The sequence below is a fragment of the Nocardioides sp. W7 genome (assembly GCF_022919075.1).
Lineage (GTDB): Bacteria > Actinomycetota > Actinomycetes > Propionibacteriales > Nocardioidaceae > Nocardioides.
The window spans coordinates 1,363,640-1,382,362 of the sequence record NZ_CP095078.1 but is presented as its reverse complement, the minus strand read 5'-3'; the positions used below and the strand labels follow the sequence as shown (position 1 = coordinate 1,382,362).

Genomic DNA, 18,723 nt, shown 5'->3' with positions numbered 1-18,723 from the left:
GGAGGCGACATGGACGAGGGCCTCGGACGCCTGCTCGCGCCCCAGACGCCGGCCGACGCCGTGACCGGCGAGCGGGACAGCCTCGCGCTCCTGGTCGCCCGCGTGGAGCACGCGCTCCGCACCCGGCTCACGCCCGCCCTCTTCGAGGAGGGCCTGACCTTCGAGCACTGGCGGATCGTGGCGGTGCTCCTCGAGCGGCCCGGTCTCCCGATGTCCGCGCTCGCGGAGGCGGCCGTACTGCCGAGCGCGAGCCTGACCCGCCACGTCGACCGGCTGGTGGAGCGGGCCCTCGTCGTACGCCGCATCGACACGCACGACAAGCGGCGGGCCGTGACGGCGCTCTCGCCGATGGGTCGTGAGCTGGCCCTGCGCCTGCGGGCCACCGAGCGCGACATCGAGACCGACATCGCCATGGGCCTCGGCTCGGAGCGGTACGCCGCGCTCGTCCGCGAGCTGCGGATCCTGCCCCACCTGTTCGACTGATCCCCTTCGCACTCGGGCCCGGCATGCCGGCTGGTCGCGGGCGTGGCCGCCTTCTCGCCAAGCCCAGACCGAGACGTGGGCCGGCTGGGGAGTTCTACGAGAACTCCGTCGCGGCGACTGTCGCCGGGCCGTGATGGAGTGGCCCCATGACGTGGGAGACGCATCCGCTGACCCCGGACCGTTTCGAGGACTTCGCTGACGTCGTCAACCGCACCCGACGCGCCCATCACTGCTGGTGCCTGTCCCACAGGCTGCGGGCTGGTGAGATCGAGGAGCTGGGCGGCGGAAGCCGGGAGCAGGCCATGCGGGCCCTGTGCGAGCGTGACCATCCCCCAGGGGTCGTGACCTACCGAGACGGCGAGCCCGTGGGCTGGTGCAACATCGGTCCTCGCGCCGAGATCACCCGGCTGGCCAACTCACGTCTCATCCGACCCATCGACGACCTGCCGGTGTGGAGCATCGTGTGCGTCGTGGTTCGCTCGGGCCGCCGTCGACAAGGGGTGACGGCACCTCTGCTCGAAGGTGCCGTTGCCTACGCCGCCTCGCACGGCGCGCCCGCGGTGGAGGCACACCCGGTCGACCCGCCGAACCGGATGGACCTGACCATGGCGTTCGTGGGAACGAGGTCGATGTTCGACCGGGCCGGGTTCCGGGTCGTGGGCACCACCGACGCCGTGGCGAGCGGAATGCCGCGCCTGATCATGCGGCGAGACCTCAGCTGAGCAGTGCCCCGTCTGGTTCACCGATGGGGGCGGGTGGTTGCGTGGCGTGGCGTGGCGTGGCGTGGAACGAGAATGCCCCTTGGCTGGCTGGAGAACCTGCCGCCGCACTGCCCACGCTTCTCCGCCGCGACGGGCGCCGGAGGCGGCTCGGCGCACCCGTCCCTCGCAGCACGGACGCCCCTCGACGGCGACAGCCAAGGGCGCCACCGCGATCTAGTCTGATCGGGTGCTCACCAACCGGTCGGCGCCGCACGCGCGAGTGACCCCCGTCCTGACCGTGGCCGACGTCCGATCGGCCGTGGCGTGGTACGCCGAGGTCCTCGGCTTCGTCGAACACGTCCGCATCGGCGACGGGCATCGCTCGCAGCTCGGCCTCCCGGACGGGCCGCCGGCCGAGCTGGTGGTGGCAGAGGTGCGGCCGGGACGGCGAACACCGGAGCGGGAACGCTCGCACCAAGTAATGCTGAAGGTCGCCGACGTCGAGGAGGTCGTCGCGGCTGCGGTGGCACGGGAGGCGCGGCTGGTCGAGCCGCCCCACGACTGGGAGTACGGCGAGCGGCAGGCCACCACCGATGACCCGTTCGGGCACCAGTGGGTTCTCAACCAGACGCTGACCGATGTCGCGCCCGAGCAGTGGGGTGGCAACACCGTGACTCCACGTTCGCCGTCCCGGTAGCTGTGCGCTTCGAATCGGTGGGCGCGCGGACGCCGGTGAGTCGCCCCTCGGCGCGTCGCTTCGCCGCGAATCAGCGTCAGCCGAACCTCTGCGGCGTCCGGCTCTGACCACACACCCGCCTCACGGAGCAGGCGTGATCTCGGCGGCCATCCTCCAGCTCTGATGGAGCACCGATCAGTCGACCTGCCCCGCACGACTGACCCGACCCCTCGCCAGTGACAGCGGGCTCGCTCGACGACGCGAGACGACCGCGCCAGGCGTCTCGGGCAGTCCGACTGAAGCAGGACGAGCCGCCGAGTGCCCTCGGCGCGGGACCGCACGCTTTGTCTGTTCGCTGCCCGCATCCGCCGAGAAGCCATCTATTCGATTGCAGGAACCCTTGAAGTATTTATAGAGTTCCAGGAAATCTAGAGACCCTGAAACCGAAGAGGAAACCGCATGTCCCGCTCTCAGGTGACCGTCTCCCAGGCGGCCGAGATGCTTGGCGTCCATCCTCAACGCGTCCATCAGCGCATCCGCGCGGGCTCGCTGGCCGCCGAGAAGATCGGCAACCAGTGGCTCATGGACGAAGCCGACGTGCGGCGGGTCGCCGAGCGCTCGAGCCCGGGACGCCCCCTGTCCTCGAAGTCCGCATGGGACGTCTTCGCGGTCTGCCTGGGCGACTCCTCCGCCAGCGAGCTCAGCCCCGTGTCGCGCAGCCGGGCTCGATCTCGCCTACGAGAGCTACTCGCGTCGGCCAGCGACGCCGACGCCGGCGACATCTCCGCCCTCCTCGGGCGCGCACTGCGCAACCGCGCCGAACGAGTCCCGTACGTCGCCTCCCCGCGTGACCTGCCCGACCTCCGGGCCGACGAGCGCGTTCACCTGTCCGGGCTCTCTCTCCCCGAATCGAACCTGGCCGCCGGAGACAGCGTCGAGGGCTACGTGCTCGTCGATCGCCTCGACGGGCTGGTCGATGACTATCTGCTCTCGCCCGCTGATCGCGACCGAGCCAACGTCATCCTGCACGTCGCGCCGGCCGCCGACTCGCCCGGGCGCCGCGCCGTCGACCTCGCCGACATGGCCCGCTCCCCCCTCACCCTCGCGGCCGACCTGGCGGAGTACGACGGCGTGCGCGAAAAGCACGAAGCCCTGCGCTTGATCGCCGACCTGGGTCGCATCGTCGCGCGGGAGGAGCGTCGTGCCTGAGCCCATCCTCATGCCCGTCATGGCCCCCGATCAGGAGCTGACGTGGCACGCGCTCATGGACCTGTACGAGCGCGTGCCCGCCGACTGGGCACTGATCGGCGGTCAGCTCGTCCATCTGCACTGCGCCGAACGCGGAGCCAGCCCCCACCGCCCGACGCTCGACATCGACACCGTCGTCGACATCCGCGCCTCCCAGACGATCCTCCAGTCGTTCACCGGCGCCCTGGCCCACCTGGGCTTCACTCCGGACACCTCGGGTGACGGCGTCCAGCACCGCTGGCGTCGCCACCACTCCCAGATCGACGTCCTCATCCCCGAGGGCGTCGGGGAGCGCGCCGCCGCGCGACCAGGCGCCGGCGGAGCTCCCACGATCTCGGCCCCAGGCACCACCCAAGCGCTGGCTCGCAGCGAACCCGTAAGGGTCCAGGTCGGAGACCGAGTCGGCACCCTCCTGCGCCCCAACCTGGTGGGCGCACTCGTGGCCAAAGCGGCCGCCCGGACCGAGGTCATCAGCGACAGCGCGCGGGCGCGTCACTGCTCTGACTTCGTCGTCCTCGCCGGACTCATCTCCGCTCGCGACTTCCGCGACACCGAGCCCACCAGGAAGGACAAGCAGCGGCTGAGCAAAATGCTCGCCCACTGCCGCGACGATCCCGCTGCCATGGCAGTCGACGAATCCGGGAGCGCCCTCGACCGCCTGGAACGCGCGGCGAAGCTGAGCCGCTGATCCAGCCCCCGCCCAATCAGCGGCACGCATGCTACGAGTTCCGTCCGTACGTCTGCCGCGTCGACCTCACCGCCCGAGTCCCGTCCCCCAGCGATGAAGCCGCCAGCCATCACACCTCATGCACCTCAGGAGTGGTGAGTCGCCCGTACGAAAGCCCTGACGCCGCCCCGAGGCCGCTCACCGACGACGGGATCAGCGCCGCGAACGCGTCCGATCCAGCCCGTCGAGGAGACGAAGAAGAGAGCGCAGCGTGGGCTCCCAGCGTGGATCCGACGTGAGCTCGCCCCGCGCAGCGGCCGACGCCAGGGCATCCAGCACGCGCCGACAGGCCGTCGACGAGCCGACGACCGCGGCGACGCACGCGTCGAGATCGTGGGGGCGCTGGGAGGACTCCACGATCTTGACCGCGATCGCACCGTTCGCCGCCGCCCGCCGCTCCTCGTAGGCGGCACGCCGGCACCGGTGAGAGCACCACGTCCGCGGTCTCCCTCCTTGATACGGAGGGATCGGATCATCACAGCGAGGACAACGATCAGGTGCTGACGACGAGCTCGGCATGTCCTCAGTGATGTCGCTGCTACGTCCTCGACGCGGGACCCGGTGCGTATCTGGGGATATCGACCGGACGTTTCCACAGGATCGCCGTCACCACGGGGTCTCCCCACCGCAGTGGTGAACGCTCACCACCGGGTCCGCGCCCGCTCACCATCGCCACGCTGGCCATTCCGCGGGAGCACGTGTTGCTTCTGGAGGATGCCGGGCAGGTCGCAGCGATCCACGACGACCTCGGCCCAGCACGACCGGATGACCCGACCCGTGGAGGAAACATGACCGACCAGTTCACTCGCGACCTGCAACCGGAGCGCGAGGCCAACGACCCCCTGCTCTCGCCCGAGCAGGTGTCGCAGATGCTCGGCGGCGTACCCGTCGGCAGCCTGAAGCGCTGGCGAACCGAGCGCCAAGGACCGACGTGCCTGCACATCGGCCGGCACGTCCGGTACCGCCGCTCGGCCGTCGAGGAGTGGCTGCGCCGCAAGGACGACGAGGCCGCCGCCTGGATGGAGACCTGAGCATTGCCTCAGAACCGCATCCCCCGCGGCGAGCACAGCTCGATCGCCACCGCCCGTCAGCCGGACGGGCGGTGGCTCGCCCGAGCCCAAGTACGCAACGCCGACGGCCGCATAAGCTCCGTTCGCGCCCTCGCCGACACGAAGGGAGCCGCGACCCGCCTGCTGCAACGCAACCTCGCCGCTCGCTCCGACCCGGGCACCCAAGGCATCCGGCGCGACACCACGCTGGAAGCGCTGGCCGAGATCTGGATCGCCCACCGCGCCGAGCACGGCAAGAGCCGATCCGAAGGACCACTCGCACCGCAGACGCTGGCCATCTACGCCAACGAGATCCGCCAGGTCGTCATCCCCGCCCTCGGTCAGGTCCACGTCCGCGAGGTCAAGTTCCTCACCGTCGAACAGGCCAACCACCTACGCCGCCGAGTACGACGCGACACGATCCGCATCCCCGACCAGCGCATGCCCAACGCCGACCTCGAAGACCTCGTCGACCTCATCCTCGGCACCGGCTGCCGGGAGGGCGAAGCCCTCGCCACCCGCCGCTGCGACGTCGATCTCGACGGGCCGCTGCCGCTCCTCCACGTCGGCGGCACCATCGTCAACCCCCGCGCCGGCTACGTCACCACGCTCCACCGCCAGGACTGGACCAAGACCCGAGAGGACCGGACGCTGATCCTCCCTGACGCAGTCGTCAAGATGCTCCGACAACGGCTCGCACTCCTACCCGCCGACGGCGAGACACCGGTCTTCCGTGCCCGCACCGGCAACTGGCTGCACCCCTCGAACCTGCGCACCCGTCTCCGGACGGCGCTCACTCGGGTCGAGGAACCGCCCAGCGAGCTCGATCTCGCCATCGCCGGCACGACCTTCCATACCCTGCGCCGGACGGTCGGCACCCTCATCGCGCACGAGATCTCTTTGGACGCCGCTCGCGATCAGCTCGAACACCGGGACCCGTCGATCACCTTTCGGCACTACGTCGGTCGTCGCGCCACCGCACCCGACCTTCGCGCCACATTGGACCGGCTCCTGGCAGCGGACGACTAGCCACGCGGCGGGAGTCCAACCTGCGGCTAACTGCCCACTATGACGCGGGCAACGGAGTGCGCTCGGGGCTAGTCCAGGACCAAAGCTGGCAGCAGACGGTCCTCGACGTCCGCCTCTCCCTTCGGAGAGATGACCACCAGCCCACTCTGCTCGTTGTACTCCACCAGCACTTGGTCGTCGAGGGTCCGCAACGTCTTCTTGTAGTCACGAAGCCGACCGTGCTTGATGTCGGCGGCCAGGTCCGCGTCAGTCATGCCGCCGGCGGAGCCGTACAGCAGCAACAGCGTCTTGTCCGCCAAGCGCATCGTCGGATCCATGATGCGACGCCGGCCGTTGACCTCCCAGATGAGGGGCAACGTCCGCTCGACCAAAGCGTCGACGGTTGCGGTGGCCGTTGCCACGTCGGTTGTGTGGAAGAGTCGAACCAACTCAGCCATGACCCACTGCGCGGCATGCAGGACGTAGGTGGCGTCCATGTGGTTCGCATCCACCTCGCCACCAACGTGCCCGCTGTCGCGGTTGTTGCGAAACTCGTAAAGCCCGATCAGCAGGCGAGGAATCCCGATCCGAACCGACTGCGGGAACGTGGCCTTGTCGGCCTGCTGCTCCAGGTCGCGGCACTTCTGCGGGAAGTTCGCTGGCTTCGACGCTGAGGTCGGAAACGACCCGTCCACATGGCCTTTCAGGATCGAGTAGACGACCTCGCAGAAGCGACCGCCGTACAACTCGGCTGATCCCCACTCACCCCGTGCGAAGTTCTTCGTGATCTTGGTGTACTCCGCCAGCAACTCGTCACGCAGACCCTGGGGCAGGTTTCCCAGGGTCTGCGCGGGATCGAGCGCTGAACTCACGAGTCGCCGACCAACTGGTCGACCAGCGCCGGGAACGACGCGATGCCACCAGCCTTGGCGCGCACCCGCTTATTCGCGCCGCCCCCAGTGATGACATAGCCCGGCGTCAGCCTGGCCAACTGCTTCGTGAAGTTCGGTCCGTCGTAGCACTTGAGGCGCTGCGCCTCCACGCGCACTGACTCGACGCTCGTGCCGTCCTCGTCCAGGCCGAAGGCGCGCACGATGCTGAGCACCTGCGCGATCGCCCGCGTCTTGTCTGCATTGTTCTTGCCCAACTTGATGCCGGGCAGGCTGAGCTTCAGCACGCCGTCGTCAAGGTGGACCAGGCTCTCCAACTTCTCCTGTGACGTGCCAGTGCCGGCAGCCACCTTGCTCAAGAGGTCGTCCTCGCTCACGGTGATGTCGCCGCCGCTACCGCCGGTGGCGCCGCTGTCCTTCGTGCTGCCACTGCCGTTACCCGCCGAGTCGGACTTCGGCGCCTGGCCGTTACCGCCGTTGGGGCGGATCGGAGCTGCCGGTCCGGCAACGGGCGGCGGCGGCGGCGACAGCAGCCGCACAGCTTCCCGGAACGCAACCTCGTGGACTTCTTCCGGCAGGTTGGCGCCCTGGACCGCCTCCCATGCCTCCTTCAGGACCTTGCTCGCGTCCACTACGTACCCTTCCGTCGCTTGAATGTGAACCGAAGAGTACTCCCGGAACGTGGACATCGCAACGAATCGCGTCACGGGCATCTCATTCACATCTCAAGGGACATCCCGCCACGTTCACCTGGCTACGAAGTATTGCCAGGTTAGATGGCACTTGATCACCCAACGCGCCTGCGCGACGTCGCCAGATGCTCAGATGTACGTCTTGCGAATGCGGTCTACTTCCACCCGACGGGTGTGTGCGAGGGGCAGGAACCCTGCGTGTGACCTGGGTGTTTGTGGTCAACGGTTCAGATTAGACGCGAACCCGTTGTACACAACGCGTCTATCTCATCTCGTTCATGCGTCTACGCGCGACGACCGCACGTCTGCTGCTGCGCGACACCAGGAAGGACCCGCCTCCCAGGCGGGGGACGGGCCTGAAGTCGGTGGTCAGGCGGCGCGCAGACCGGCTCATGCCATGCCGGCCGCGAATGTCTGACGGTTCCAGTGCCCGGCGTGGCGCGGCTCGCGCCCAGGCCTGCCGTCCAGGTGGGCGGCCACCTCGCCGCCGTTCAGCAAGGTCGCGACCACCGAGATGACGTGCTGCTCGCGCTCAACCAACCCGGTCTTAGCGAGGCCGAACGGGTGATAGTCCGAGGGTTTGCCACCAGCCGCTTAAGATCAGGGCGGTCGTCACGGCGGGCCGCCGGAGCCAGTCGCTGAACGCGACTACTCGGCAAACGGCTTCGTACCGCCACTGACGGTCAGCACTGGGTTGGCATCGCTGGTGGTTCGTTCGGCCACACCAGGTGCGTGGCGATCCGCCGCCGACGCAGGCTGGCTCGTCGACGACTACTGCTATCCACATGACGTGGAGGCGGGCGACGTGATCGTCGTGACGGAGGGACCGACTGTCGTTGGGTACTTCCACGTCGAGTCAGTGACGTAAAGAACCGCACTCTCTGCTGCCGACAAGGCGTAGGCGTGCCTGTGAGCGGACGTAGCGGTCAGGACCAACCACGGCTGGCAAAGACATCTTCGCCGGGCCGTCAGACAGCCAACGAAGCGTCTTGGAAGGCATCTGCGTGGACCTGCAACATCGCGATCTCGGGTCCACTCAACTCGGTTGGCTCCGGGTGGATGGCGACTTCTCCCAGGCCAAGGCGGATCACCAGTCCGGCCGCCGGCGACTCCTCAGTCTCGATGACTTCGTGAGAGATGAGGGCGCACAGCGCGTCGCGGTAGCCCGGGTCCCCCCAGACCACGGCTGACGTCACCAATGCTCACCGTGGGCCAGACGTAGGCGCTCAATCGTGCGTTCGCGAAGTCGAGTTGCAAGTAGTCCCGGACGAACACGACCGACTCCAGTTGCTCCTCCATCAGCGCCGCAAGGAGGGAGTCGGTCACGCCGACGATCCTGCCACCTTGATCGCCTCCGACGCCCCATGCCGGGCTGAGCGCGCTGCCCCGTTGACGTCCGCACGCTTCGGAATAGCCTCAAACCGTGTCCCGAAAGTCAGACCGGCGACAAGCACGCGACGCGGTGAGCGCCTACCACCGGGCTCGACTCGCCGAGCTCGTCGCGCACGTAGCCGACGCCACCGATCGGTTCCGCGCCGGCGAGCTTGACGCGTTCGAGGTCGACCAGGTCCTGTTCCAGTACTCGCGTGCCGCGAAGGAGCTCTGGAAGTTCTGCAACGTCGGCAACGTCGGCAACGTCGCATTCCACCTGCGGGAGGAACCGCCGATCGATTGGTGGGACCTCGGAGCGCCCCGATCGTGGTGAGTGCGCACGGCAGGAGCACGACAACGTCGTCGGCGGGAGCCCGCCCCGAGTCCCGGAGGCCCGCACTACCGTGGCACCGGCGACCCGCCCGAGACGCGCAAAGCTGCACGTCAGAGCGGGTCTCGACGAGCCGCAACGATCTGAAACGTGTCGCAAACGTGTCAATCCGGCGATTTCGGCCCCGAACGCCAACATCCCCGATCCGCGTTTCCGCAGGTCAGGGATGTTGACGTGGAGCCGCCTGTCAGAATCGAACTGACGACCTAGTCATTACGAGTGACTCGCTCTACCGACTGAGCTAAGGCGGCGTGTTGCCGGACACCAGGTCCGGACAACCCGGGGAAGTATACGGAGAGCGATCCGCCTCGCGAAAATCCGGGGTCAGGCGGCGGCGACCGCGTCCTCGCGGGCGGCGACGGTCGCGCCAGCGGGGGCCTCGGCGGTGGTGCCGGCCCGGCTGCCGGTGAGCAGCGTCTGGTCGGCGCCGCACCAGCAGGTGAAGGCGACGATGATGCCGTGGTCGGTGTTCACGAGCGAGGTCACCTGGCTCGGGAAGATCAGCTGGCGCTGGGTGCACGACGTGCAGTGGTGGGCGAACATCGAGGGACCTCCTTCAGGGGTCAGGGCGGGATGACACCACCATTCTCCGACGCTCCAACTCATAGGGGTAGCCTCGCTTTCCTGCGGAAGCCATAGGATCTCCCTATGCTTTCGCTGCACCAGCTGACCTGCTTCCTCGCGACCTACGAGCACGGCTCGCTCACCCGCGCCGCCGAGGAGCTCGGCTACTCCCAGCCGAGCGTCTCCGAGCAGATCCGGACCCTCGAGAAGTCCCTCGGCGTCCAGCTGTTCCGACGGGTCGGGCGCGGCGTCGTACCCACCACGGTCGCCGACACCCTGCGCCCGCACGCCGAGCGCACCCTCGCCGCCGCGGAGGAGACCCGCCGGGCGGCCCAGGCGGTGAAGTCGCTCGAGACCGGGACCATCCGGTTCGGGATGTTCGGCATCGCCCGGCTGTACGCCGGCGCCGGCCTGATCGCCGACGTGCTCACCCGCTACCCGGGGGTCCGCGTCGAGCTGGTCGGCCAGAACTCCACCGAGGTCGCCGACGACCTGCGCCGGGGCTATCTGGAGGCGGCGATGCTCGCACTCTCGACGGTGGCCAGCGAGGGACTCACCGTGACCCCCGTGGCCCGCGAGGAGCTCGTCTACCTCAGCGCGGACCCCACGCACGTGGCCAGCCCGGTCACGGCCCATCGACTCTCCCGGGCGTCACTGGTGATGCCGGAGACGACGTACCGCGCGGTCGACAGCACGCGGCTCACGCTGCGCCAGATGCTGCACGAGACCGGCCACAACCCGCAGACCCGGATCGAGGTCGAGGACATCGAGACCGCGGTCGAGCTGGTCGGGATGGGGTACGCCGACTCCGTCGTCCCCATGGGCGCGGCCACGCAGCTCGTCCCGCGGCTGGCCCCCGGTGCCGGTTGGGTCAGCCTGCGCCCGCGCCAGTACGACACCTTCGCCATCGTGCACCGCTCCGGGGCGACCCTCTCCCCTGCCGCTCAGCTGATGATCGACCTGGCCACCAAGCGCATCCAGGCGCTCACGGAGCCGGTCTGACGGAGTCGGAGGCGATCAGCACTCCAGCCCGTCCGCCGGCACCGTCGCATCGACGAGGTAGTCCTCGACCGCGGCGTCGACGCAGGCGTTGTCGGAGCCGTAGCCCGTGTGGCCGTCGCCGTCGCGGCTGACCAGCACACCCGACTCGAGCTGCTCGGCCAGCGCGAGCGCCCAGGAGTACGGCGTGGCCGGGTCGCGGGTGGTGCCGACGACGACGATCGGCGCCGCGCCCTCGGCGCGGATGGTGGGCGGGGCCTCGACCGCGCGCGGCTCGAAGCCGACGCAGCCCACCAGACCCCACACGAAGCTCGTCGCCAGGGTCGGCGCCGCCTGCTCGAAGGCCGGCAGCTCGGCCTCGACCTGCTCGACCGGGGTCGACGACGGGTCGTCGAGGCAGTTGATCGAGACGTTCGCCTCGGTGCTGTTGTCGAGGAAGGTGCCGTCCGAGGACCGCGAGGAGTACGCGTCGGCGAGCAGGGCGAGCACGGTGCCGTCGCCGTCGAAGGCGGTCTCGAGGCCGCGGTCGAGCAGCGTCCAGAAGTCGCGAACGTAGAGCGGCTGGACCACCCCGAGGAGCGCCAGCCCCTCCGTCAGCTCCCGCCCGTCGTCCAAGGGCAGCGGCTCCGCGTCGACCTCCTCCAGGAACGAGGCGATCCGGGCCAGGCCGGCCTCGACGGTGTCGCCCAGGAAGCAGTCACCCCGGTCGACGCAGTCGGTGACGTAGGAGCGCAGCGCCGTCTCGAAGCCCTCCGCCTGGGCGAGCGCCTGCTGCCGCCGGTCGATGCTCGGGTCGACCGCGCCGTCGAGGACCAGGCGTCCGACCCTGGCCGGGAAGAGCTCGGCGTAGGTCGCCCCGAGGAAGGTGCCGTACGACGCCCCGAGGTAGAGCAGCCCCGGCTCGCCCAGCGCCGCGCGGAGTACGTCGAGGTCACGGGCCGCCTCGACGGTGGAGAGGTGGCCGGCCAGCTCTCCCGACCGCTCGCTGCAGCCGCGCTGCAGCCCGCTGGTCGCGGCGACCAGCGCGTCGACCTCCGCCGGGTCGTCGGGCGAGGGGTCGGCCGCGAGGTAGGCGTCCAGGTCGGTGTCGGAGAGGCAGTCGACGGGCGAGCTCTGACCGGTGCCGCGCGGGTCGAAGCCGACGATGTCGAAGCCGGCGGCGAGCCGCTTCCCGAACTGGCCGCTGGCCGCGTAGTCCGTGCCGGGCGCACCGGGGCCACCCGGGTTGACCACCAGCGAGCCGACCCGGCCGTCCGGGTCACCGGCCGGGGCCCGGAGCAGCGCCAGGTCGATCGTCTCGCCCGCGGGCTCGGCGTAGTCGAGCGGGACGGTGAGGGTCGAGCACTCGAAGCGGTCGCGGCAGCTCTCCCAGCGCAGCCGCTGGGAGTAGTACGACGCCAGCGCCGGCTCCGGCGGGTCCGTCGCGCCCGGTGGGGGCGGCGTGGGCGGGTTCGCCCGCACCGGGAGGTCGCTGCGGCTGTCGCCGCCGCTGGCGAGGCCGACCACCGCCGCACTGAGACCGCCGAGGCAGAGCACCACCACCAGCACCAGGACGACGACCCGGACCGTGCGCGGGCTCATCATGCGGACGCCCCGTCCGGCGCCTGCAGGGCGACCATCATCGACTCCAGCGCGAGGGCGGGCTGCACGTTGAACTCCAGCATCTGCTCGCGGGCCTCGAAGATCCAGCCGATCCGGCGCAGGTTGAGCTCGGGGGTGGAGCCGGCCGCGATCTTCTCGACGTCGGCGCGGATCTCGGCGTTGACCAGCTCACCGGGCGCCCCGGTCGCGAGCGCGACCGCGTCGCGGTAGACCGACACCAGGTCCATCAGGCTGCGGTCGACGACGTCGAGGTGGCGCCGCTTGGCCCGGGACTTCTGCTCCTTGAGCAGGTGGGCGAGGGCCGGGGCGTACTCCCGCGGCCGGCGGCCACGCTCGACGACGCCGTACGCCGAGTCCAGGTCGACCTTCTCGCGCGCGTCGAGCTCGCCGGTGACGAGGTCGGCCTCCTCCTTGGTGACCTCGGCGAGGCGCTGCGCGGCCTTCATGGACCGCCCCAGGCTGGTCAGGCCGACGGGGATCGAGACGACCTCGCGACGCCGGTTGCGCGTCCCCTCGTCGCGGGCCAGCGCGCGGGCCCGGCCGATGTGACCCTGGCTGGCGCGGGCGGCGTACGACGCCAGCGCGTCCGAGACGCCGTCGGCCCGGACCAGGAACGCCGCGACGTCGGCCGCGGACGGCGTGGTGAGCGTGACCAGTCGGCACCGGGAGCGGATCGTCGGCAGCACGTCCTCGACCGTCGGGGTGCACAGCATCCACACGGTCCGCACGGCCGGCTCCTCGATCGCCTTGAGCAGGGCGTTGACCGCGCGCTCGGTGAGCCGGTCGGCGTCCTCGACGATGATCACCTGCCAGCCGCGGCCGACCGGGGTGAGGGCGGAGGCCCGGACCAGGTCGCGGATGAAGTCGACGCCGAGCGAGAGGCCTTCGGTGCTGACCCGCTTGACGTCGGCGTGCGAGCCGGCGAGGACGGTGTGGCAGGCGTGGCACACGCCGCAGCCGACCTCGGCGCTCCCGCTGGTCTCGACACCCGGGACGCTCGCTCGACCACCATCAGCGGGTCCGCTGTCGCGTCCCCGCTCGCACTGCAGCGCGGCCGCGAACGCGACCGCGGCGTTCGAACGGCCCGAGCCGGGCGGACCGGTGAAGAGCCAGGCGTGACTCATGCCGTGCCCCGCCGCGGCCTCCCGCAGGGCCTCGGCCGCGCGGTGCTGGCCGACCAGGTCGTCCCAGACGCTCACGGGGCCACCGCGGCGCGATCGAGCAGCGGCCGGACCCGGTCGAGCACCAGCGCGGCGATCTCCTCGACCGGCAGCCGGGCGTCGACCACGAGGTAGTGATCGGGGTCGGCGGCCGCCATCCGCAGGAATGCCGCGCGCACCCGCTGGTGGAACTCCCGCGACTCGCCCTCGATCCGGTCGCGGCCCTCGAACCGGCCCAGGCCGGTGTCGGGCTCGAGGTCGAGGAGGACCGTCACGTGGGGTCGCAGGTCGCCGGTGGCCCACCGCATGACCCCCTCGACCTCGGCGACGACGAGCGCGCGGCCCGCCCCCTGGTAGGCCAGCGCGGAGTCGACGTAGCGGTCGGTGACGACCACCTCGCCGCGCCGGAGCGCCGGCCACACCACGGTGTCGACGTGCTCGGCCTTGTCGGCGGCGTAGAGCAGCGACTCGGTGCGGTCGGAGAGCTCACCGGTCTCGGGGCTGAGCACGATCTCGCGCAGGGTGCGGCCCACCGGGGTGTCGCCGGGCTCGAACGTCAGCAGGACCGTGCGGCCCGCGGCCTCCAGCGCCTCGCGGAGCCGCCGGGACTGGGTGGACTTGCCGGAGCCCTCGCCACCCTCGAAGCACACGAAGACGCCGGTGTCGGCGTACACACCCGGGGAGCTCACGCAGTGAACCTACGGGGGGTCGCCGACACCGGCCAAGACGGGTCGGGCCGTACGCCGGGGCGCGCGGGGGCGCACGGTGCCCGAAAGCCGAAGCGGAATCCGGCCGGTGCGTGACAACCTCGACCGGTGTCCCGGAGTTCTGGGGGGCGTGACGAGACGGAACCCCACGTGATCAGTCGAGCCGACCAGCTGGCCTTCGACGCGTTCGTGCGCGAGACCTCCGACCGGCTGCTGCGCACGGCGTACCTGCTGACCGGCGACCGCGGGCACGCCGAGGACCTGGTGCAGACGGCGCTGCTGCGGACCGCCCGCCGGTGGTCCACGGCGCGCCAGGACCCGGCGCCGTACACCCGCCGGGTCCTGGTGAACCTCGCCAAGGACCGGTGGCGCGACCTGCGCCGGCGACCCGGCGAGGCGCCGCTGGAGATGGATGTCGCGGTCCCGGTGACCGACGGCGTCGCCGACCGCGACCAGCTGCTCCGGGCGGCCCGGCAGCTGCCCACCGGGCAGCGGGCGGTGCTGGTGCTGCGCTACTTCGACGACCTCAGCGTCGCCGAGACCGCCGCCGCCCTCGGCTGCTCCGAGGGAACCGTCAAGTCACAGACCGCCCGCGCGCTGGACCGGCTCCGGTCCGCGCTCGTCCCCACCACCGCCACCACCAGGGAGAACGCCGATGCTGACCGACGATGACCTGACCCGCGACCTGCGCGGAGCCTTCCAGGACGCCACCGACACCCTGCTGTACGACGGCCTGGCACCCACCGTGCGCCGTACCCCGGCCTGGGCCTCGCGCGGCTGGCTCGCGCTGCCCGTTGCGGCCGCGGCCGCAACGGTCGCCGTCGTGGTCGGCGGCCCCCAGGCCGCGGTGGCCCCGGTCGCCGACCCGCCGAGCAGCACGCCTCCGGTCCCCGCGGACACCACCGCTGCGTCGCCATCGATCCCGGCGCCGCCGCTCGAGCTGGTCACCGAGAGGTTCCAGGTCGCCGGCTTCACGGTCGCCTACCAGCGCCCGGCCGACCAGGCCCCCATGACGCTGCACGTCTTCCGGCCGGGATCGCTGCCGGACGGCGCCCGGCCGTTGGACCTCCCCGGAACACCTCCTGAGCGTGCGTGGATCGGGACCGACCGACGCTCCGGTGACGGCGCGCTCTACCTGCGGGCCACCACACCGAAGGGCCCGAAGTGGACGGCAGTGGTCAGCCCCGGGGTCTCGGCGGACGAGCTCGGCGCGCTGCTCACGAGCGAGACGGGGAGCTGAGCACCCCGATCATCCGAGGGCGACGACGACCCGCAGGACGCCGTACGCCACGAACGGCGTGAGCACCGCGGCCGCGCAGCGCAGCCAGAACCGTCGGCCGGTCAGCCACCCGGCCTGCACCGCAGCCGCGAGGGCCACGACCCCGCCGAGGTACATCACCCCCCGGTAGAGGTCGGGCCCGCCGATCCCGCACACCCGGTGGCCGCGGGCCCAGTCCATCCAGTAGGGCTCGCCGCTGGTGCCGACGCAGTACGCGTTGCCGAAGGTGCCGATCCCGACCAGGGTCGCGATCACGATCCACCCCAGGACCGCCAGCACGACCAGGCCCCGACCCACCGCACGCACGTCCATGCCAGCGCCAACGGACGGGTCGCCGGGGAGGTTCCTCCCCGGCGGTCCGCCTCAGCTCTTCTTGGCCGCAGCCTTCTTCGTCGTCTTCTTCGCGGCGGTCTTCTTGGTGGTCGCCTTCTTCGCCGTCGCCTTCTTGGCCGGCGCCTTCTTCGCGCCCTTCTTGGCCGCCTTCTTCGCCGGACCCTTGGCGCGCCGCTCCTCGAGGAGCTCGGCGGCCCGCTCGAGGGTGATCGACTCGACGGTGTCCTCCTTGCGGAGGGTGGCGTTGAACTCGCCGTCGGTGACGTACTCACCGAACCGGCCCGCCTTCACGACCACGGGCTGCCCGGAGACCGGGTCGTTGCCGAGCTCCTTGAGCGGCGGGGCGGCCGCGGCCCGGCCGCGCTGCTTGGGCTGGGCGTAGATCTTCAGCGCCTCGTCGAGGCCGATGGTGAGCAGCTGGTCCTCGCTGGTCAGCGACCGGGAGTCCGTGCCCTTCTTCAGGTACGGCCCGTAGCGGCCGTTCTGGGCGGTGATCTCCTCGCCGTCCTCGGCGACGCCGACCACCCGGGGCAGCGAGAGCAGCTTGACGGCGTCCTCGAGCGAGACCGTGTCGAGCGTCATCGACTTGAACAGCGAGCCGGTCCGCGGCTTCGCCGACTTGGGGGCATCCTCGGGCAGCACCTCGGTGACGTACGGACCGAAGCGGCCGTTCTTCGCGACCACGTGCAGGCCGGACTCGGGGTGCACGCCGAGCTCGATCTCCTCGCCCGCGGGGTTGGCGAACAGCTCGGTCGCCTTCTCGAGGGTCAGCTCGTCGGGCGGCAGGTCGTCCGGGACGTTGGCCCGCTTGCCGATCGGGTTGCCCTCGTCGTCCGGGCCCTCCAGGTACGGGCCGTAGCGGCCGACCCGCAGGTTGATGCCGGACTCGGGACCGCCGATCGGGAACGTCGCCAGCTCGCGCGCGTCGATCTCGCCCAGCTCGTCGACGAGCTTCTTGAGCCCCTCGATGTCACCGGAGCCGAAGTAGAACTCGCCGAGCTCGGTGTTGCGGTCCTTACGACCCGCCGCGATCTCGTCGAGGATGTCCTCCATCTCGGCGGTGAACTCGTACGAGATCTGCCGCGGGAAGTGCTCCTCCAGCAGCCGGGTCACCGAGAACGCCAGCCAGGCCGGCACCAGAGCCGTGCCCTTCTTGTAGACGTAGCCGCGGTTGAGGATCGTGCCGATGATCGAGGCGTACGTCGAGGGGCGGCCGATCTCGCGCTCCTCCAGCTCCTTGATCAGGGTGGCCTCGGTGTAGCGCGCCGGCGGCTTCGTCTCGTGGCCCGACGCGGACACGGTCGCCGCGGAGACGGAGTCGCCCTCGCTGAGGTTCGGCAGCCGGGTCTGGGCGTCGTCCTTGGCGTCGGCGGCGTCGTCGGTGCCCTCGACGTACGCCTTGAGGAAGCCGTGGAAGGTGATCACGCGACCGCTGGCGGAGAAGACGACGTCCTCGCCGCTGCTCGCCGCGCCGCCGAGGCGGATCGTGACGGAGTTGCCGACCGCGTCCTTCATCTGCGACGCGACGGTGCGCATCCAGATCAGCTCGTAGAGCCGGAACTGGTCGCCCTTCAGCCCGGTCTGCGCCGGGGTCCGGAAGGTGTCGCCGGCGGGACGGATCGCCTCGTGCGCCTCCTGGGCGTTCTTCACCTTGGAGGCGTAGACCCGGGGGCTGTCGGGGACGTACTCGGCGCCGTACAGCTCACGCACCTGCGCCCGCGCCGCCCCGACGGCGGCGTCGGAGAGGGTGGTGGAGTCGGTACGCATGTAGGTGATGAAGCCGTTCTCGTACAGCCGCTGCGCGACCGACATCGCCACCGAGGCGCTCATGCCGAGCTTGCGGCCGGCCTCCTGCTGCAGCGTGGTCGTGCGGAACGGCGCGTACGGCGAGCGACGGTAGGGCTTGGACTCCACGGAGCGGACGTCGTACGTCGTGTCCTGCAGACCCGCGACCAGCGCCTCGGCGCGGGTCCGGTCGAGGTGGACGACGTTCGCGCCGGCCTTGAGCTGGCCGTCCTGGCCGAAGTCGGAGCCGCGGGCCACGCGCACGGCGTCGACGGAGTGCAGCTTGGCGGGGAACATCCGCTGCTCGTGCTTGCTGCCGGCGTCGAAGGTGCCCTCGAGGTCCCAGTACGACGCGAGCCGGAACTTCATCCGCTCGCGCTCCTTGTCGACCACCAGCCGGGTCGCGACCGACTGCACGCGGCCGGCGGAGAGGCCGGACATGACCTTCTTCCACAGCACCGGGGAGACCTCGTAGCCGTAGAGGCGGTCCAGGATCCGGCGTGCCTCCTGGGCCTCGACGAGGTCGTCGTTGATCTGGCGCGGGTTCTCGACCGCGGCGAGGATCGCGGGCTTGGTGATCTCGTGGAAGACCATCCGGTGGACCGGGACGTCCTTCTTGGGCTTCAGCTCGTCGAGGAGGTGCCAGGCGATCGCCTCGCCCTCGCGGTCCTCATCGGTGGCGAGGTAGAGCTCGTCGGCGTCCTTGAGCAGCGACTTGAGCTTGGCGATGTGGGACTTCTTGTCGCGCGGGACGACGTAGTAGGGCTCGAAGCCGTGGTCGACGTCGACCCCGAGGCGACCCCAGGGCTTGTCCTTGATCTTGGCCGGGGTCTCCGCCGCGCTCTGCGGAAGATCCCGGATGTGGCCGATGGAGGACTCGACGACGTACCCCGGACCGAGGTACCCGCCGATGGTGCGGGCCTTCGCCGGAGACTCGACGATCACCAACTTGTGTGCCACTGCTGCTCTTTCCTCGTACGTCCTCGGATCCCCACCGTGGGGGGCTCACGGCCAGTCACGGTAGCGCGTGCCGGTCCCGGCACATTCCGCCAGACCTA

At 70.5% G+C, this 18,723-nt stretch carries 21 protein-coding genes and 1 tRNA gene; 12 read left to right on the top strand and 10 right to left on the bottom strand.

The genetic code is table 11. The annotated features are described in order from the left end of the window. Positions 1-9 precede the first annotated feature (9 nt). The 8 genes from MUB56_RS06570 to MUB56_RS06535 all read left to right on the top strand — a co-directional run bounded on the left by MUB56_RS06570 (position 10) and on the right by MUB56_RS06535 (position 5,913). On the top strand, positions 10-483 hold the full coding sequence (locus MUB56_RS06570) for a MarR family transcriptional regulator (RefSeq protein ID WP_244931104.1): 474 nt from the start codon (positions 10-12) through the stop codon (positions 481-483). A 146-nt stretch (positions 484-629) separates the two neighbouring features. Further along, positions 630-1,205 carry a GNAT family N-acetyltransferase gene (locus tag MUB56_RS06565; protein WP_244931103.1) on the top strand — a complete coding sequence of 192 codons (576 nt, stop codon included), beginning with the start codon at positions 630-632 and terminating at the stop codon, positions 1,203-1,205. A 226-nt stretch (positions 1,206-1,431) separates the two neighbouring features. Then, positions 1,432-1,881 (top strand): VOC family protein, encoded by a 450-nt coding sequence (locus MUB56_RS06560; RefSeq protein WP_244931102.1) that lies wholly within the window; start codon positions 1,432-1,434, stop codon positions 1,879-1,881. A gap of 453 nt (positions 1,882-2,334) precedes the next feature. After that, complete coding sequence (locus MUB56_RS06555) at positions 2,335-3,069, top strand: helix-turn-helix domain-containing protein (RefSeq protein WP_244931101.1); 735 nt, start codon at positions 2,335-2,337, stop codon at positions 3,067-3,069. Further along, the gene (locus MUB56_RS06550) at positions 3,062-3,796 is read left to right on the top strand and encodes a hypothetical protein (protein ID WP_244931100.1); all 735 of its coding nucleotides are present in this window, start codon (positions 3,062-3,064) and stop codon (positions 3,794-3,796) included. The genes MUB56_RS06555 and MUB56_RS06550 overlap by 8 nt, the downstream gene beginning before the upstream one ends. Before the next feature lie 274 nt (positions 3,797-4,070). Next, positions 4,071-4,241: a hypothetical protein gene (locus tag MUB56_RS06545; protein ID WP_244931099.1), complete on the top strand. Its 171-nt coding sequence runs from the start codon at positions 4,071-4,073 to the stop codon at positions 4,239-4,241. 382 nt (positions 4,242-4,623) lie between these two features. Continuing rightward, complete coding sequence (locus MUB56_RS06540; protein ID WP_244931098.1) at positions 4,624-4,866, top strand: helix-turn-helix domain-containing protein; 243 nt, start codon at positions 4,624-4,626, stop codon at positions 4,864-4,866. 3 nt (positions 4,867-4,869) lie between these two features. Next, positions 4,870-5,913, top strand: coding sequence for a tyrosine-type recombinase/integrase (locus MUB56_RS06535; protein WP_244931097.1), 1,044 nt, complete (start codon positions 4,870-4,872; stop codon positions 5,911-5,913). 68 nt (positions 5,914-5,981) lie between these two features. Here the strand turns inward: MUB56_RS06535 and MUB56_RS06530 are convergent, their stop codons facing one another. The 3 genes from MUB56_RS06530 to MUB56_RS06520 all read right to left on the bottom strand — a co-directional run bounded on the left by MUB56_RS06530 (position 5,982) and on the right by MUB56_RS06520 (position 8,670). Then, positions 5,982-6,764 (bottom strand): hypothetical protein, encoded by a 783-nt coding sequence (locus tag MUB56_RS06530; protein ID WP_244931096.1) that lies wholly within the window; start codon positions 6,762-6,764, stop codon positions 5,982-5,984. Continuing rightward, positions 6,761-7,414 carry a hypothetical protein gene (locus tag MUB56_RS06525; RefSeq protein WP_244931095.1) on the bottom strand — a complete coding sequence of 218 codons (654 nt, stop codon included), beginning with the start codon at positions 7,412-7,414 and terminating at the stop codon, positions 6,761-6,763. Before MUB56_RS06525 ends, MUB56_RS06530 begins: the two co-directional genes overlap by 4 nt. Positions 7,415-8,442: 1,028 nt before the next feature. Next, positions 8,443-8,670, bottom strand: coding sequence for a hypothetical protein (locus MUB56_RS06520; RefSeq protein WP_244931094.1), 228 nt, complete (start codon positions 8,668-8,670; stop codon positions 8,443-8,445). A 227-nt stretch (positions 8,671-8,897) separates the two neighbouring features. On the opposite strand from MUB56_RS06520, the gene MUB56_RS06515 reads away from it, so the two are divergent. After that, on the top strand, positions 8,898-9,179 hold the full coding sequence (locus MUB56_RS06515) for a hypothetical protein (protein ID WP_244931093.1): 282 nt from the start codon (positions 8,898-8,900) through the stop codon (positions 9,177-9,179). 232 nt (positions 9,180-9,411) lie between these two features. Here the strand turns inward: MUB56_RS06515 and MUB56_RS06510 are convergent. Both MUB56_RS06510 and MUB56_RS06505 read right to left on the bottom strand, forming a co-directional pair. Next, positions 9,412-9,487 (bottom strand) — tRNA-Thr (locus MUB56_RS06510). Positions 9,488-9,560: 73 nt separating this feature from the next. Continuing rightward, on the bottom strand, positions 9,561-9,779 hold the full coding sequence (locus MUB56_RS06505; RefSeq protein ID WP_244931092.1) for a hypothetical protein: 219 nt from the start codon (positions 9,777-9,779) through the stop codon (positions 9,561-9,563). A 105-nt stretch (positions 9,780-9,884) separates the two neighbouring features. Between MUB56_RS06505 and MUB56_RS06500 the strand changes: the two genes are divergently transcribed. Further along, positions 9,885-10,802 (top strand): LysR family transcriptional regulator, encoded by a 918-nt coding sequence (locus MUB56_RS06500; protein ID WP_244931091.1) that lies wholly within the window; start codon positions 9,885-9,887, stop codon positions 10,800-10,802. A 15-nt stretch (positions 10,803-10,817) separates the two neighbouring features. Here the strand turns inward: MUB56_RS06500 and MUB56_RS06495 are convergent, their stop codons facing one another. From MUB56_RS06495 to tmk, 3 genes are read right to left on the bottom strand one after another with little or no spacing between them, the layout of a single operon-like run. Continuing rightward, complete coding sequence (locus tag MUB56_RS06495; RefSeq protein WP_244931090.1) at positions 10,818-12,383, bottom strand: alpha/beta hydrolase; 1,566 nt, start codon at positions 12,381-12,383, stop codon at positions 10,818-10,820. Continuing rightward, entirely contained in the window at positions 12,380-13,600 is a 1,221-nt protein-coding gene (locus MUB56_RS06490; RefSeq protein ID WP_244931089.1) for a DNA polymerase III subunit delta', read from the bottom strand. Before MUB56_RS06490 ends, MUB56_RS06495 begins: the two co-directional genes overlap by 4 nt. After that, positions 13,597-14,250, bottom strand: a complete 654-nt coding sequence (tmk, locus tag MUB56_RS06485; protein ID WP_244931088.1) for a dTMP kinase — start codon at positions 14,248-14,250, stop codon at positions 13,597-13,599. The genes MUB56_RS06490 and tmk overlap by 4 nt, the downstream gene beginning before the upstream one ends. Before the next feature lie 168 nt (positions 14,251-14,418). On the opposite strand from tmk, the gene MUB56_RS06480 reads away from it, so the two are divergent. Both MUB56_RS06480 and MUB56_RS06475 read left to right on the top strand, forming a co-directional pair. Next, entirely contained in the window at positions 14,419-14,940 is a 522-nt protein-coding gene (locus MUB56_RS06480) for a SigE family RNA polymerase sigma factor (RefSeq protein WP_244931087.1), read from the top strand. Further along, a complete protein-coding gene (locus tag MUB56_RS06475) occupies positions 14,924-15,508 on the top strand; it encodes a hypothetical protein (RefSeq protein WP_244931086.1) in 585 nt (194 codons plus the stop codon). The genes MUB56_RS06480 and MUB56_RS06475 overlap by 17 nt, the downstream gene beginning before the upstream one ends. Positions 15,509-15,517: 9 nt before the next feature. Here MUB56_RS06475 and MUB56_RS06470 read toward each other — a convergent pair whose 3' ends face one another. After that, positions 15,518-15,859: a hypothetical protein gene (locus MUB56_RS06470; RefSeq protein ID WP_244931085.1), complete on the bottom strand. Its 342-nt coding sequence runs from the start codon at positions 15,857-15,859 to the stop codon at positions 15,518-15,520. Positions 15,860-15,910: 51 nt separating this feature from the next. After that, positions 15,911-18,625: a type I DNA topoisomerase gene (topA, locus tag MUB56_RS06465; protein ID WP_244931084.1), complete on the bottom strand. Its 2,715-nt coding sequence runs from the start codon at positions 18,623-18,625 to the stop codon at positions 15,911-15,913. Between the last annotated feature and the right edge of the window lie 98 nt (positions 18,626-18,723).

What these genes read in the sequence shown, in the direction of transcription:
- MUB56_RS06470 (WP_244931085.1), bottom strand. Translation starts at nt 15,859, where the DNA reads ATGGACGTGCGTGCGGTGGGTCGGGGCCTGGTCGTGCTGGCGGTCCTG.
- MUB56_RS06540 (WP_244931098.1), top strand. Translation starts at nt 4,624, where the DNA reads ATGACCGACCAGTTCACTCGCGACCTGCAACCGGAGCGCGAGGCCAAC.
- MUB56_RS06500 (WP_244931091.1), top strand. Translation starts at nt 9,885, where the DNA reads ATGCTTTCGCTGCACCAGCTGACCTGCTTCCTCGCGACCTACGAGCAC.
- MUB56_RS06565 (WP_244931103.1), top strand. Translation starts at nt 630, where the DNA reads ATGACGTGGGAGACGCATCCGCTGACCCCGGACCGTTTCGAGGACTTC.
- MUB56_RS06505 (WP_244931092.1), bottom strand. Translation starts at nt 9,779, where the DNA reads ATGTTCGCCCACCACTGCACGTCGTGCACCCAGCGCCAGCTGATCTTC.
- MUB56_RS06475 (WP_244931086.1), top strand. Translation starts at nt 14,924, where the DNA reads ATGCTGACCGACGATGACCTGACCCGCGACCTGCGCGGAGCCTTCCAG.
- MUB56_RS06570 (WP_244931104.1), top strand. Translation starts at nt 10, where the DNA reads ATGGACGAGGGCCTCGGACGCCTGCTCGCGCCCCAGACGCCGGCCGAC.
- MUB56_RS06495 (WP_244931090.1), bottom strand. Translation starts at nt 12,383, where the DNA reads ATGATGAGCCCGCGCACGGTCCGGGTCGTCGTCCTGGTGCTGGTGGTG.